Genomic DNA, 15087 nt, shown 5'->3' with positions numbered 1-15087 from the left:
ATCGCGAGAACGAGGAGGGCGGTGCCGCGAGGTGCCGCCCTTCGCGTATGTTGCTGCGGCGCAACACCGTGGCTGAATAGTACATTAACCCTTGCGACGATGATGCCGAGATGTCCCTAATAGGACAGAGAAAATCACGGCGTCGGAACAGGGGAAGACGATGGCGATCTCGCATTGGCGGAGCGGGTGCGCGCTGGTCGCGCTGGTGGCGGGCGGAGTCAGCCTGCCGGCGCGCGCGCAGCAGCAGACGCTGGAAACGGCTACCCAGCAGGACGCACCTGCCGCGGCGCCGATCGCAGCGGATACGGCGCAGGCCGATGATCCCAGCGACATCGTCGTCACCGGTTCGCGCATCGCTCGGCCCGAGATCGACTCGCCGACCCCGGTCACGAGCTACTCCTCGGCGTCGTTGCAGCAGTCCGGCCGAGTCAACGTCACAGACTTCCTGACGCAGAACCCCGCGCTGATCGGCTCTTCGACCAGCGCCAGCCAGTCCGGTTCCACCGCCGACAACGGCGCCGCCGGGGTCAACTTGCTCAACCTGCGCAATCTCGGGGCGGACCGAACGCTCGTCCTAGTTGATGGTCGTCGCCACGTCGCTGGTCTTCCGGGCACCGCGGCGGTCGACATCAACACCATACCCGCCGATCTCATCGAGCGCATCGACGTGACCACGGGCGGCGCCTCCGCGATCTACGGCGCGGACGGCGTGTCCGGCGTGGTCAACTTCGTCCTGAAGCGGGACTTCGAGGGGCTGGTCGCGCGCGCGCAGACGGGCGTCTCGGAATATGGCGACGCGGGCAGCCGCTTCTTCTCGCTGACCGGCGGCAAGAACTTCGCCGGCGGTCGCGGCAATATAGCGTTGAACTATGAGTTCCGCGACGATGATCGTGTCAGTTCGTTCGCTCGCGAGCGTACCGGCAACCCCCTGCGCAGTTATGGGATCGTACGGGACCCTACTGACTTTCCCGATGATCCCGCACGATTTGATCGCATCCGCACAAACAACCTGCGCTACGCCGACAGCTCGCGAGGAGGCGCCGTCGACCTCGATCTAGACGGCATACCTGATTTCAACGGAGACGGTCGTTTCTACGACCGCGGGGTCAGCCTGCCGGGTACCGGTCTGGTCCAGGGCGGCGACAGCACACCGCAGGCCGGCTATCAGGGCGACCTCCAACCGAAGAACCGCATTCACAACGTCAATCTGCTGAGCAGCTTCGAGGTGTCTTCCGTGCTGCGGCTGTTCGCGCAGGGCAAATACACCAACACGCATAGCTACACGGTGTCGCAGCCGAGCTTCGACTTCTTCACTTATCTCGCACCCGACAACGCCTTCCTCATCGATCGCTTCGGCGCAGACGCGGCGGCGAACGGCGCGCTCGTCTCGCGCGACAATTTCGACTTCGGCGTGCGCGGCGAGTCGTCCAAGCGCGAGACCTACCGCTCGGTCATCGGTGCGGACGGGCAGATCAGCGATCACGCCCGCTACGAGTTCTCGTACACCTACGGTCGCACCGACAGCCGCTTCCTTTCCACCAATTATCGCATCAGTGACCGCTATTACGCCGCGCTCGATGCGGTACGCGATCCGGCGAGCGGGCAGATCGTCTGCCGCTCCGACCTTGATCCCACGGCCAATATCGACCCGAACAACTTCGATGCGCCGGCGACGACCTTCACGCCGGGCGCGAGCAGCGGCTGCCAGCCGCTCAACATCCTGGGGGAGGGCTCGCCCAGCGCCGCGGCGCTCGGGTTCGTCCAGGCCGACATGGTCAATTTCTACCGGGTGCAGCAGCACGTGGTCTCTGGTTCGATCAGCGGTGACTTCGGCCAGTTCTTCGAGCTGCCCGGCGGCCCTATCGGCTTCGCCCTGGGTGCCGAATATCGCAAGGAAAGCAGCCGCTTCGATCCCGATCCCCGGGTCGAACGGGGCGAGTTGCTCGACTTCTCCCAAGTCGGGCCTCAGAGCGGCAGCTTCGACGTGAAGGAAGCATTCGGCGAGCTGCGCGTGCCGCTGCTCAAGGACCTGCCGCTCGCTAACACGCTCGAGTTCAACGCCGCGCTTCGTGTTTCCGATTACTCCACCGTCGGCAACACCACGACATGGCAGGTGAGCGGCATCTGGGCGCCGATCCGCGACATCCGCTTCCGCGGCGGCTATTCCGAAGCGGTTCGCGCGCCCAACATCAGCGAGCTCTATGCGCCGGTCAGCGGCGCTTTCTCCTTCATCGACGATCCGTGCGATCCGGAGAACCTGCCGGAGGGCACACAGTACCGCGCCGCCAACTGCCAGGCCGCGCTCACCGCGGCGGGTCTGTCGCCGGCGCAGATCGCCGCGTTCAATCCCGTTAATGATCCCGTCGCGACCGCCAGCCTACCGGGACGGACGGGCGGCAACAGGGGGTTGCGCGAGGAGACCGCCAAGACCTGGACCGCGGGAGTCGTGCTACTGCCGCGCTTCCTGCCTGGTCTGTCGATCACGGCGGACTGGTACAATATCAATCTGACCAACGCAGTGAACTCGCCCACCGCGCAGCAGCTCGTTGACCTTTGCGTCGATCAGCCGACGCTCGACAATCCCTATTGCTCGAACGTGTCGCGCAGTGGCGTGACCGGTTACGTCAGTGATTATCTGTTGCAACCTGAGAACGTGGCTGCGTTCCGCACGCAGGGCCTTGATCTTCAGGTCGCGTATAACCTCAATGCCGGCGATCTCGGACGGTTTAATCTCAAGCTGGTCGGCAACTACCTCGATCGGCTCGATTTCGTGCCGACACCAGGCGCCGACCGTGAAGATCAGCTCGAGCTGCCGACGCTGCCGGCACCGAAATACGCGGGTACGTTTGACCTGACCTGGACCAAAGGCGGGGTGACGCTCAACTATGGCCTCAATTACTCCAGCAAGGTCAGGCGCTTCACCCGCGACCAGGTGAGCGCCAATCCCGACATCGCTGCGCCCGAATATCTTTACTATCGCGAGCGCTGGGAGCACGACATCCAGGCCTCGATCGCGGTCGAAAAGAATTTCAGCTTCTACTTTGGTGCCAACAACCTGACCGGCGCTGGTGTGGAGCCGACCGGCTACAGCCCATATTCTTACTCCTTCTTGGGTCGTTATTATTACGCCGGTGCTCGGGTCGCGCTGGACCGGCTGTTCTGATCGGCGCGCGGGCGGCCGCTCGGTCGCCCCTTTTTCCTCGTTCAGGCGCTTTTCCCGCGCGAAGGGCTTGCTAAATCACGGGACATGCCGTCCCTGCGTGCCATGGTGCAGCGTCCATGATCACGATCGCGCCCGCTACCGCGGTGATCGTCGGCACCGTCGTGGCGCTGCTGCTGGTCGCCGGTGCGGTGCTGCTCGCACTCGGGCTGCGCGCGCGTGCCGCCGCGGCGGGGGCGATCCGCGGGCGCGACGCGCTCGAGTCGCTGCTGGCGGTGGCGCCGATGCAGCCGGTGGTGGTTCATCCCGACGGACGCGTCGAGATGGCCCGTCGCGTCGCCGACTGGCTCGGCCTCTCGGGGGTGCCCTCCTATCTGCAGGAGCTGGAGGCGGCGGGCTGGGGCATGGACTCGTCCGACGCCGAGGCGATGGCGCGCGAGCTGTCGGCGTGCCAGCGCTCGGCACGCGGCTTCACGCGCAGCCTGCACGCGCGCGACGGCCAACGCACGCTGACGGTGCAGGGCGAGCGGCGCGGCAGCGCGGTGCTGCTGTGGTTCTACGACTCGACCGTCAGCGAGGGCGAGCGCCGCCGGCTCCGCGCCGAATATGCCGAGCTGTCCGACGCCTTCGACGCGCTCACCGGCCTGGTCGAGGCGGCACCGCTGCCGATGTGGTATCGCGACACCGATCTGCACATCGCGATCGTCAACTCCGCCTATGTCAGCGCGGTCGAGGGCAGCGACGCCGCCGACGTGGTCGGGCGCGGGCTCGAGCTCGTCGATGGTTCGGGGCAGGGTGGTCCCAGCGCCGGCGCGGAGGTGGCGCTCGCCGAGGGCCGGCCGCAGCAACGCGTCTTGCCCGCCACGATCGGCGGGGCGCGGCGGTCGCTGCGGATCCACGACGTGCCGCTGCCAGTCGGCGGGGTCGCCGGTTACGCGATCGACATCGAGGAACTGGAGCAGAGCCACGCGCGCGAGCGCCGCTTCGCCGAGGCGCAGCGGGCGATGCTGGACCGCCTCTCCGCCGGCGTGGCGCAGTTCGGGCGCGACCGCAGCCTGGTCTTCTGCAACCAGCCGTTCCGCCGCATGTTCGCGATGCGACTGGAGTGGCTCGCCGACCGCCCCGAGTTCGATCGCGTGCTGGAGCGGATGCGCGAGGCCAACCGCGTGCCCGAGGTACGCGACTTCCCGGGCTGGAAAGCTGAGCGGCGCGGATGGTTCGTCGACGCCGAGGGCGCGATCGAGGAGAATTGGCACCTGCCGGGCGGCACGCACCTGCGCGTCGTCGCGCAGCCGCTGCCCGACGGCGGGCTGCTGCTGATCTTCGAGGACCGCACCGAGCAGGTCCAGCTCGCCAGCGCGCGCGACACGCTGCTGCGCGTCCGCACCGCCACCTTCGACAACCTGTTCGAGGCGCTGGGGGTCTTCGCCGCCGACGGACGGTTGCAGCTGTGGAACAATCGCTTCCGTGCGCTGTGGGATCTCGACGAAGAGTTCCTCACCGGCCATCCGCGGGTCGACGTCATCGCCGAGAAGGTGGCGGCCAAGCTCTCCAACCCGCGGCGTGCGCGCTCGATCGCCGAGCTGGTGCGCGTCGCCACCGTCGAGCGCCAGCAGCGCGCGGGGCATATCGCCTTGGCGGACGGGCGTAACTTCGAGTTCGCCGCGGTGCCGCTGCCCGATGGCAACGCGCTGTTCACGATGCTTGACGTCACCGACAGCCGCGCGATGGAGCAGGCGCTGCGCGATCGCAACGACGCGCTGGAGGCGGCCGACCGCGTCAAGACCGCCTTCGTCGCCAACATGAGCTACGAGCTGCGCACGCCGCTCACCTCGATCAGCGGCTTCGCGGAGATGCTGCATGGCGGCTATGCCGGCGAGCTGTCTGCCGACGCGACCGCCTACCTCGACGCGATCCTCGACTCGGTCGATCGCCTCGGGCTCCTGATCGACGACGTGCTCGATCTGACCTCCACCGACACCGGCGCGCGCCCGCTCGAGCGCGGCGATGTCGATCTCGGCGCGGTCGCGCGCGCCGCGGCGGACGCGCTGCGCGCGGCGGCCAAGCGCCACCACGTCGAGCTAGCGATCGAGGTGCAAAGGTCGGCCGGCCGACTCACCGGCGACGCGCGGCGCATCCGCGAGGCGATCGAGCATCTGCTGCGTCACGCGGTGGGATCGGCACGCAGCGAGGGCCGGGTGCTGCTCCACGTCGACGGCAATGCCAAGGCCGCGCGGATCATCGTGTCCGACGACGGCGAGGGCCTGTCGCCCGACGTCGCCGCGCGCGCCTTCGACCGCTTCGCGCAGAGCGGCGTCTCCGCCGGCAGCGAGCGCGCGCTCGGGCTGGGGCTGCCGCTCGCCAAGCAGTTCGTCGAGGCGCATGGCGGAACGATCAATTTGGTGAGCGAGCGCGGCGAGGGCACGCTGATCACGATCGAGCTGCCGCGGCGATGAGTGTGGCGCAGGGCTCGCTGCGGCTGGCAGATTCCTCCGACACGCTGGCGCTCGGCGCAGCGCTCGCGCCCCTGCTGCGCGCCGGCGACGTGGTGACGTTGTCGGGCGGGCTGGGCGTGGGCAAGACCAGCCTGGCGCGCGGCGTGCTGGCGGCGCTCGGGCTCGCCGAGGAGGCGCCGAGCCCGACGTTCGCGATCGTCCAGCCCTATGCGCCGCCCGAGGTGGCGCTGCCGCTGCTTCACGTCGACCTCTACCGACTCGACGATCCGCAAGAGGTCGAGGAACTCGGCCTCGACGAGGCGCGGCTTGATTCGGCGCTGCTGATCGAGTGGCCCGAGCGCGCTGGGGCGGGGCGCTGGCGCGATGCGCTGGCGCTCACCTTCGCGGTCGAGCCGGACGGCGCGCGGCGCTTGACTTGGGAAGCGCCGCCCGCTTGGGGAGCGCGATGGCGACCCCGATGACGCCGCCGGCGGACGCCGCGGCCTTTCTCGACACCCACGGCTGGCACCAGGCGCGGATCGACCCGCTCGCGGGCGACGCCTCGTTCCGCCGCTATTTCCGCGTCGTCGCGGGCGAGCGGCGCGGCATCCTGATGGACGCGCCGCCGCCGCACGAGGACCCGCGCCCCTTCCTCGACGTCGCGCGCTGGCTCGCCGAGCGCGGCTTCGCGGCGCCCGCCGTCCACGCGGTCGATCTCGAGCGCGGGCTGGTGCTGCTGGAGGATTTCGGCGACGAGCGCCTGCGCGAGACCGCCGACGCCGATCCTGAGGCCGCGGTGCCGCTCTACGCCGCCGCGATCGACCTGCTCGTGGCCCTGCGCGGCCATCCTGCCGCCGAAGTGCGCGCCTACGATCGCGCCGAGCTGCAGCGCGAGGCGGGGCTGCTCACCGACTGGTATTGCCCCGCGATCGGCGTCGCGGTCGACCTCGAAGGCTATCGCGCCGCTTGGGACGAGGTGCTCGGCCACGCCGAGGCGGCGGTGCCGGTCACCGTTTTGCGCGACTATCACGCCGAGAATCTGATGCTGGTCGGCGCCGGGCGCTCGCTCGGCCTGCTCGACTTCCAGGACGCGCTCGCAGGGCATCCGGCCTATGATCTCGTCTCGCTGCTGCAGGACGCGCGGCGCGACGTCGATCCGTCGCTCGAGGAGCGGATGCTGGCGCGCTATTGTGCCGCGACGGGCGAGGGGGACGCGTTCCTGCGCGCCTATCACGTGCTCGGTGCGCAGCGGAACGCCAAGATCATCGGCATCTTCACCCGGTTGTGGCAGCGCGACGGCAAGCCGCGCTACCCGGCGCTGTGCCCACGCGTCTGGGGCTATCTCGAGCGCGATCTCGGCCAGCCCGTGCTCGCCCCGGTGGCGCGCTGGTTCGCCGCCAACCTGCCGCCCGAGCTGCGCGGTGATCCGATGCTGATCGTCGGCGCGCGCGCGTGACCCGCCCGCGCTACATCCGCCCCGACCCCGGCGCGCGCGTGCCGCGCACCGCGATGGTGATGGCGGCGGGGATCGGCAAGCGCATGCGACCGCTCACCGCGACTCGGCCCAAGCCGCTGGTCGAGGTGGCCGGGCGCGCGCTGCTCGACCATGTCTTCGATCGGCTGCGCGCGGCCGGGGTGGAGCGCGCGGTCGTGAACGTCCATTATCTCGCCGACGCGCTGGAGGCGCATCTGCGCCACCGCGTCCGCGGCATCGAGGTGATCGTGTCGGACGAGCGCGAGCGGCTGATGGAGACCGGCGGCGGGCTGGTGAAGGCGCGCGCGCTGCTCGGGGACGAGCCGTTCCTCGTCGTCAACAGCGACAATTTCTGGCTCGACGGACCGACCGACGCGATCCGCCAGCTCGCCGCGCGTTGGGACGGCGCGACGATGGACGCGCTGATGCTGATGGTGCCGTGCGCGCGCGCGCACAATCACGGCGGGCAGGGCGACTTCCACCTCGCGCCCGACGGGCGGGTGACCGGGCGGCGCAAGCCCGGCCGCGTCGCGCCCTTCGTCTATACCGGCGTGCAGATCATGGCGCCCTCGTTGATCCGCGACTGGCCGGAGGGGCCGTTCTCGACCAACCTCTTCTGGAACCGCGCGATCGAGACCGGGCGCGCCTACGGCTTCGTCCATCAGGGCCTGTGGTCCGAGGTCAACGTGCCGGGCGCGATCGCGCGTACCGAGGCGCTGCTCGCCGATGTCTGAATCGCCCGGCCGCCGGCGCGGCCTGCGGCTCTATTCCATCCCGGCGCACCGCGCCTTCGCCGACGCGCTCGTCGCGGGGCTGCTGCGCCGCTACGGCGCCGACCGCATGGCGCTCGCGCGCGGCGTCGTGCTGGTACCCAACAATCGCGCCGGGCTCGCGATCAGCGACGCCTTCGTGCGCGCCAGCGGCGGCGCGCTGCTGCTGCCGCGGATCGTCGCGCTGGGCGGCGACGATCTGGAGGCGGCCGTCGGCGCGGCGCTCGATCCCGCCGACGCAGTCCCGCCGCTGCCGCCCGCGATCGACCCGCTCGAGCGCCGCATGATCCTCGCGCGGCTGGTCAGCGAGGAGCGCGCCGCGAGCGGGCGCGCGGTCGACGCGGCCGAGGCGGTGCGGCTCGCGGGCGAGCTGGCGCGCACGCTCGACCAGCTGATCGTCGAGGAGGTGCCGCCCGAGACACTCGCCGCGATCGATCCCGGCGAGGGGCTCTCCGACCACTGGGAGGCATCGCTGCGGCTGTTCCGGCTGCTGCTCGATCGCTGGCCGCAGGAGCGCGAGCGACTCGGCCGCGTCGATGCGGCGTGGCGGCGCGTGCAACTGCTCGACCGCCAGGCGGCGCGGTGGCGGGCCGACCCACCCGCGCGCTTCGTCTGCGCCGCCGGCATCACCGATCCCGCGCCGGCGGTGGCGCGGCTGCTCCGCGTCGTCGCTGGCCTGCCCGAGGGAGCGGTGGTGTTCGCCGACCTCGACCTGCACCTCCCCGAGGAGGAGTGGGAGGCGCTCGGCCCGCGCCGGCCCGACCCGCTCACGGGGCTGCGCCGCCGCGCGATCGAGGTTCACCCGCAGTTCCACCTCAAGCTGCTGCTGGAGCGGATCGGCGCCGCGCGCGGCGAGGTCACCCGCTGGGGCGCGGTGAGCGAGCAGGACGCGGGCGCGGCGCGTGGCCGTGCCATCGCCAACGCGCTCGCGCCCGCCGCCTTCACCGCCAAATGGACCCGGCTCGACGCCGCCGACCGTCGGCTAGCCGAGGTGGAAGCGGTCGAACTCGCCACACCGGCGGAGGAGGCGCAGGCGATCGCGCTCAAGCTGCGCGAGGCGGTCGAGGAGCCGGGCCGCACCGCCGCGCTCGTCACTCCCGATCGCGCGCTGGCACGCCGCGTCGCCGCGCACTGTCGCCGCTGGAACATCCAGGTGGATGACAGCGCGGGACGACCGCTGACGATCCTGCCGCCGGGCACCCTGCTCGCGGCGATCGTGGAGGCGGCGGCGCAGGGTTTCGCGCCGATGGCGCTGCTGACCCTGCTCAAGCATCCGCTGATCCGCGCGGGTGCCGAGCGCGGGGCGTGGCTCGACGGCGTGCGCCGGCTCGACCGCGCGCTGCGCGGGCCGCGGCCGGGGCCGGGGCTCGACGGCATCGACCGCCATCTCGCCGGTGGCAATGATCGCGAGCGCGCGATCCGCTCGCGCGCGGCCGAGTGGTGGGGCGAGACGCGCGTCCTGCTCGATCCGATCGCGCGCGTGTTCGGCGACGGCGAGACGAGCCTGGCGGCGCTCGTCGCGGGGCTGCGCGAGGCGGCACAGCGGCTCGCCGGCGACGAGGCGTGGCGCGGCCTCGCCGGGCGCGCCGCGGCCGACCTGCTCGCCGCGCTGGAGGAGCAGGCGCCGCGCGGTCCGGCACTGGTGACCCCGGCCGGATTCGCGACGATGCTGCGCCAGCTGATGGACGAGTCGGCGGTCCGCTTGCTCCCGCGCGAGCGTCACCCGCGACTGGCGATCTACGGGCTGATGGAGGCGCGGCTCCAATCCGCCGACCTGATGATCCTGTCCGGGCTCAACGAGGGCGTGTGGCCCGGCCTGCCAGCGCCAGACCCGTGGCTCGCGCCGCGCGTCCGCGCCGAGCTGGGCCTGCCCGGGCTGGAGCGCGGTATCGGCACCGCCGCGCACGATTTCGCGCAGGCGCTCGGCGCGCGCCGCGTGCTGCTTACGCGGGCGCGACGGGATCAGCGCTCGCCGGCGCTCGCCTCGCGCTTCTGGCTGCGGCTGGAGGCCATGACGGGCGAGCGCTTCCCGCGCACGAGCGCGCTGGCCGACTGGGCGCGCGCGCTCGACCATGGCGGGACACCTTCCCCCGCCGCACGCCCGGCGCCGCTGCCGCCTGCGGTGCTGCGCCCGCGAGCGATCTCGGTGACGGAGGTCGACCGGCTCAAGGCCGATCCCTACGCCTTCTACGCGCGCCGCATCCTCAAGCTGCTGCCGCTCGACCCGGTCGACGCCGACCCGAGCGCGGCGTGGCGCGGCACCGCGGTCCATGCCGTGCTCGAGGCTTGGGCGCGCGACGACCGCTGCGATCCAGCGGCGCTGCTGCCGCGCGCGCGGCTCCTGCTCCAGGATCCCGCGGCGCACCCGCTGCTGCGCGCGCTCTGGCAGCCGCGGCTGGTCGCGGCGTTCGAGTGGATCGCGACGCGCACGCTGGCCGATCGTGCGGAGGGGCGGGGGGTGCTCGCCGTGGAGGGGCGCGGCCGCGCCGAGCTCTCCGGCATCGCGCTCGACGGTCGTTTCGACCGGATCGACCGTATGCCCGACGGCGGGCTGGGGATCATCGACTATAAGACCGGCAAGGCCCCCTCGGTCGCGGCGGTGCGCGGCGGCTTCAACCTCCAGCTCGGGCTGCTCGGTGCCATCGCCGAGCAGGGCGGGTTCGACGGCGTCCGCGGCGCCGCGACCGCGTTCGAATATTGGTCGCTCGCCAAGAAGGGCGAGGGCTTCGGCTCGGTCAGCTCGCCCGCCGATCCCGTGGGCAAGGGCGGTCGCATCCCGACCGGCGAGTTCGTCGCCGCCGCGCGCGAGAGTTTCGCTCAGGCGGCGGCGCGCTGGCTCACCGGCGAGGAGGCGTTCACCGCCAAGCTCCACCCCGAGTTCGCGCCCTACGCCGAGTACGACCAGCTGATGCGCCGCGACGAATGGTATGGCCGGGAGCAGGCGCGTGGCTGAGCGCGCGGTCGGACCGTTGCCCACCTTGCGCGGCGAGCAGCTCCGCGCGAGCCGACCCGAGGCGCATGTCTGGCTCTCGGCCTCGGCGGGGACGGGCAAGACCCAGGTGCTCGCCGCGCGCGTGTTCCGGCTGCTGCTGCGCGACGTCGAGCCCGGCGCGATCCTGTGCCTCACCTTCACCAAGGCGGGCGCGGCCGAGATGGCGGGACGGATCAACCGCCAGCTCGCCGCCTGGGTGCGGATGGACGAGACCGAGCTCGCCGCGGACCTGCTCGCGCTCGGCGAACGCACTACCCCAGCGCTGATCGCGCGCGCCCGGACGCTGTTCGCCAAGGTGCTCGACGCGCCCGGCGGCGGGCTGCGCATCCAGACCATCCACGGCTTCTGCCAGGGGCTGCTCGCCGCTTTCCCGATCGAGGCGGGGCTGGTGCCGGGCTTCCGCCCGCTCGAGCCCCGCGAGGAGGCGCTGCTGCGGCGCCAGGCGCTGTCGGACCTGCTGGTCGGCTCCGAGCGCGAAGGTCGCACCACGCCGGTCGAGACGATCGGTCGGCTCAGCCTTCGGCTCGGTGAGCAGGGCGCGGAACAGTTCCTCGTCGCCTGCGCGCGAGCCGGCGCCGCGCTGGACGCGCTGCCGAGCGGGATCGCGCCCTTCGTCCGCGGCCAGCTCGGCGTGCCGCTCGGCGACCTCGACTTACATGTCCACGATGCGTGCGGTGACGACCGCGTCGACCGTGCCGCGCTCGACCGGCTCGCGGCGCTCAACCGCGGCTGGGGCACCAAGAGCGGCATGGAGCGCGCCGAGGCGATCGGCGCGTGGCTGGCCGCCGCGCCGGCCGAACGTGCCGCCACGCTCGACACGCTCCACCTCGTCTGGGCGCGCAAGGACGGCGAGCCGCAGTCGTTCGGCAAGGGGCGCGCCCCCGCCGACCCCGATTACGCCGACCACGCGCTACGCCTCCACGGCTGGTGCGGCGAGCTGCTGCTGCTGCGCAGCCGTGCAGCCTACGCAGACCTGCTCGGTGCCGCGCTGGAGGTGGGGCGGGACTATGCGCGCGGCTATGCCGCCGCCAAGCGCCGCGCCGGCGCGGTCGACTTCGACGACCTGATCGGCGCCGCGGTCGCGCTGCTCCAGCAGGACGGCATCGGCGAGTGGATCCGCTACAAGCTCGACCAGCAGACCGAGCACGTGCTGGTCGACGAGGCGCAGGACACCAACGTGGCGCAATGGACGATCGTGCGCGCGCTGGTGGACGAATATTTCGTCGGCCGCGGCGTCTTCGCGCCCTCGGTGCGGACGCTGTTCACGGTGGGCGACCTCAAGCAGGCGATCTTCGGCTTCCAGGGCACCGACCCCTTCACCTTCCTCGCCGCGGAGCGCCACTTCCAGCGCAAGGCGGGCGAGGTGGCGGGCAGCGACGACATGCCCGACGACGAGCGCGGCCTGCCGTTCGACCGACTGTCGCTGACCGAATCCTTCCGCTCCACCGCGCCGGTGCTCGAGTTCGTCGATGCCGCGATGGGTCAGCTCGGCGCCGACGCGCTCGGCTCGCTCGACGCCATTCCCGTCCACGCCAGCCGCGTCGCTGGCCCCGGCGCGGTGACATTGCTGCCCGCCATCGCCGCCGGCACCAGCGAGGCCGAGGAGGACGGCGAGGAGGGCTGGGCCGACGACGCCGTGCGCCGCAACGCCTCGGACATCGCGCGCCAGGTGCGCGACTGGCTGCGCGCGGTCGAGGACGGCGGGCTGCTGCTCGGCAGCAAGGGGCGCGGACTGCGGCCCGAGGACGTGATGATCCTGGTCAAGCGCCGCGGCGAGCTCGCCCAGCTGTTGGTCGCGCGGCTCTATGCCGAGGGCGTGCCGGTGGCGGGGGTGGACCGGCTGCGGCTGTCCGCGCCGCTCGCGGTGCAGGACCTGCTCGCCGCGATCCGCTTCGTGCTTCAGCCGGAGGACGATCTCAGCCTCGCCAGCCTGCTGGTCTCGCCGCTGATCGGCTGGAGCCAGGACGAGCTGATGGCGCGCGCGGTGCCGCGCGAGGGCGGACTGTGGCGGCATCTCCAGCGGACCTGCGGCGACGCGGTCGCGCCGGTCGCCGCGCTGCTCGCCAGCGCCGACTATGACACGCCCTATCGCTTCCTCGAGCAGCTGCTGTCCGGTCCGCTGAATGGGCGGCGCAAGCTGCTGGCGCGGCTGGGGGAGGAGGCGCGCGACCCGATCGAGGAGCTGCTCAACGCCGCGCTCGACTTCGAGCTCGACTCGACCCCGTCGCTGCAGCGCTTCCTCGACTGGTTCGAGCGCGACGAGGTCGAGATCGTGCGCGACGCCGCCGCGCCGCTCGATGCGGTGCGCGTGATGACCGCGCACGGGGCGAAGGGCTTGCAGGCGCCGCTGGTGATCCTCGCCGACGCCACCGCCGATCCCGACGCGGCGCCGCGGTCGGTGCTGGCTTGGACGCCGGAGGACATGGAGGCAGCGGTCCCCGTGTTCCGCCCGCGTGCCACCGAGCGCGCCGGCGCCATCGACGCCGCACTTGCCGCGGCCGAGCAGCGCGAGCGCGAGGAACATTGGCGCCTGTTCTACGTCGCCGCGACGCGCGCGGAGGAGCGGCTGGTGATCGCCGGCTCGCTCAGCGCCAAGTGGCAGGGCGTGCCGCCCGAGGCGAGCTGGTACGCCGCGGCGGCGCGTACGCTCGACGCGCTCGGCGTTCCCTCGGCGGAGGGGAGCGAGCGAACATTCCTCGGCCACGCGCCCGCCGCCCCTGTCATGGCGAAGCGCGCCACCGCGGCGGGCGCGCCCGCCGCGCCGCTGCCGGGCTGGGCACGTCGCGACGCGCCTGAGGACGCCAAGCCGCCGCGCCCGCTCACGCCCTCGTCGATCGGCGACGATTCGGTCGCTGACCCGCCGCCGACACCCGCCACCAGCGCGGCGGCCGAGCGCGGTCGGCTGCTCCACGCGCTGTTCGAGCGGCTGCCCCCGCTCGCGCCCGAGCGTCGCGCCGAGGCCGCGGCCGCGTGGCTCGCCCAGCGCGGCGTCGCCGAGCCCGCACCGATGGTGGCGGCGGTGCTCGCCGTGCTCGACGACCCCGCGCTCGCCCCCTTGTTCGGCCCCGACTCGCTCGCCGAGGCGCCGATCAGCGCGACCTTGCCGTCTGGGCGCGTGATCTCGGGTACGGTCGACCGGCTGCTGCTGGGTGACGGCGTGGTGCGCGTGATCGACTACAAATCGTCGCGCGTCGTGCCGGAGAGCGCGGCGGACGTGCCCGACTACCACCTGCGCCAGATGGCCGCCTACGCCGCCGCGCTGGAGGTGATCGTGCCCGGCGCGCGTGTCGAGGCGGCGCTGCTCTACACCGCGGCGGCGCGTCTGATCGTACTGCCCGAGGAGCTGCTCGCCCCGGTCAAGCGGCGCTTGGCGGGGCCGGAGCAAAGCTTGGGGCTGGACGGTTGAGCCCGGGCACGCCGCGCCCTAGCTAAGGCGCAACGAAGGAGAAACACGATGGCCACCAAGACGATCACCGACGCCAGCTTCCAGAGCGACGTGCTCCAGGCGGACAAGCCGGTGCTGGTCGATTTCTGGGCCGAATGGTGCGGGCCGTGCAAGATGATCGGGCCGTCGCTCGAGGAGATCAGCGAGGAGCTGGGCGAGCAGGTCACCATCGCCAAGCTCAACATCGACGACAATCCCGACGCGCCCGGCCGCTACGGCGTGCGTGGAATCCCGACGATGATCCTGTTCAAGGGCGGCGCGCCGGCCGCGACCAAGATCGGCGCCGAGCCCAAGGGACGGATCAAGTCGTGGCTCGAGGGCGAGCTCGCCTGAGTCGCTGATCGCCGGACCGGGTCAGCCCGGTCTCCCGGCAGCCGCTGCCCGCGCCTAGGGATAGGCGCGGGCTTCGGCGTTTCAGGGGGATGCATGTACGCGATCGTGTTCGACCTCGACGCGACCATCCTCGAACGGCGATATCCCAGTCCGTCGCTGCGCGATGCCTATCGCGAGGTGAGCGACATCCTGCGCCACCACGGCTTTGCCCAGCGAGACGGCGCCAGCCTTTACGTCAGCGAGGCCGCCAGAGCGGTCGACTGCGTGCTCGCGGTGCAGGACCTCAGCCGGCTGTGCGCCTGGTTCGCGCCGTCGGTGCTGGACATCCGCATGCTGCGCATCGACGAGGAGAGTGATCTGTCCGCCGCTCTGCGGTGAGGACTCCCTGGGTTGAGCCGACATCGAAACCATTCTCCCCTGCAAGGGAAGGTTGGCAGGCCGAACTCCTGACGGAGGGATGACCCGCGCGGGGAGGGAC

At 71.7% G+C, this 15087-nt stretch carries 8 protein-coding genes and 1 pseudogene; all 9 read left to right on the top strand.

Features of this window, described 5'->3' with window-relative positions; genetic code table 11:
- Positions 1-160: 160 nt before the first annotated feature.
- The 9 genes and pseudogenes from KZ820_RS02470 to KZ820_RS02430 all read left to right on the top strand — a co-directional run bounded on the left by KZ820_RS02470 (position 161) and on the right by KZ820_RS02430 (position 14987).
- On the top strand, positions 161-3163 hold the full coding sequence (locus tag KZ820_RS02470) for a TonB-dependent receptor domain-containing protein (RefSeq protein WP_219747108.1): 3003 nt from the start codon (positions 161-163) through the stop codon (positions 3161-3163).
- A gap of 116 nt (positions 3164-3279) precedes the next feature.
- The gene (locus KZ820_RS02465; protein WP_219747107.1) at positions 3280-5616 is read left to right on the top strand and encodes a sensor histidine kinase; all 2337 of its coding nucleotides are present in this window, start codon (positions 3280-3282) and stop codon (positions 5614-5616) included.
- Positions 5613-6077, top strand: a complete 465-nt coding sequence (gene tsaE / locus KZ820_RS02460) for a tRNA (adenosine(37)-N6)-threonylcarbamoyltransferase complex ATPase subunit type 1 TsaE (protein ID WP_219747106.1) — start codon at positions 5613-5615, stop codon at positions 6075-6077. Before KZ820_RS02465 ends, tsaE begins: the two co-directional genes overlap by 4 nt.
- Positions 6074-7051: an aminoglycoside phosphotransferase family protein gene (locus tag KZ820_RS02455; protein ID WP_219748056.1), complete on the top strand. Its 978-nt coding sequence runs from the start codon at positions 6074-6076 to the stop codon at positions 7049-7051. The genes tsaE and KZ820_RS02455 overlap by 4 nt, the downstream gene beginning before the upstream one ends.
- A complete protein-coding gene (locus KZ820_RS02450) occupies positions 7048-7803 on the top strand; it encodes a nucleotidyltransferase family protein (RefSeq protein WP_243693840.1) in 756 nt (251 codons plus the stop codon). The genes KZ820_RS02455 and KZ820_RS02450 overlap by 4 nt, the downstream gene beginning before the upstream one ends.
- Positions 7796-10792 carry a double-strand break repair protein AddB gene (gene addB, locus KZ820_RS02445; RefSeq protein ID WP_219747105.1) on the top strand — a complete coding sequence of 999 codons (2997 nt, stop codon included), beginning with the start codon at positions 7796-7798 and terminating at the stop codon, positions 10790-10792. Before KZ820_RS02450 ends, addB begins: the two co-directional genes overlap by 8 nt.
- Positions 10785-14237, top strand: a complete 3453-nt coding sequence (addA, locus tag KZ820_RS02440) for a double-strand break repair helicase AddA (RefSeq protein ID WP_308462098.1) — start codon at positions 10785-10787, stop codon at positions 14235-14237. Before addB ends, addA begins: the two co-directional genes overlap by 8 nt.
- A gap of 39 nt (positions 14238-14276) precedes the next feature.
- Positions 14277-14609, top strand: a pseudogene (trxA, locus tag KZ820_RS02435) (thioredoxin); the annotation flags it as partial.
- Positions 14610-14714: 105 nt separating this feature from the next.
- Entirely contained in the window at positions 14715-14987 is a 273-nt protein-coding gene (locus tag KZ820_RS02430) for a virulence factor (protein WP_308462097.1), read from the top strand.
- Positions 14988-15087 lie beyond the last annotated feature (100 nt).

This window comes from Sphingomonas citri (genome assembly GCF_019429485.1).
GTDB lineage: Bacteria > Pseudomonadota > Alphaproteobacteria > Sphingomonadales > Sphingomonadaceae > Sphingomonas > Sphingomonas citri.
Note: the sequence above shows the minus strand (reverse complement) of the source record. Positions and strands in the feature narration are given on the sequence as shown.

Excerpts from the sequence above, each read along its gene's own strand:
- KZ820_RS02470 (WP_219747108.1), top strand. The coding sequence starts at position 161 with ATGGCGATCTCGCATTGGCGGAGCGGGTGCGCGCTGGTCGCGCTGGTG.
- KZ820_RS02465 (WP_219747107.1), top strand. The coding sequence starts at position 3,280 with ATGATCACGATCGCGCCCGCTACCGCGGTGATCGTCGGCACCGTCGTG.
- tsaE (WP_219747106.1), top strand. The coding sequence starts at position 5,613 with ATGAGTGTGGCGCAGGGCTCGCTGCGGCTGGCAGATTCCTCCGACACG.
- KZ820_RS02455 (WP_219748056.1), top strand. The coding sequence starts at position 6,074 with ATGACGCCGCCGGCGGACGCCGCGGCCTTTCTCGACACCCACGGCTGG.
- addB (WP_219747105.1), top strand. The coding sequence starts at position 7,796 with ATGTCTGAATCGCCCGGCCGCCGGCGCGGCCTGCGGCTCTATTCCATC.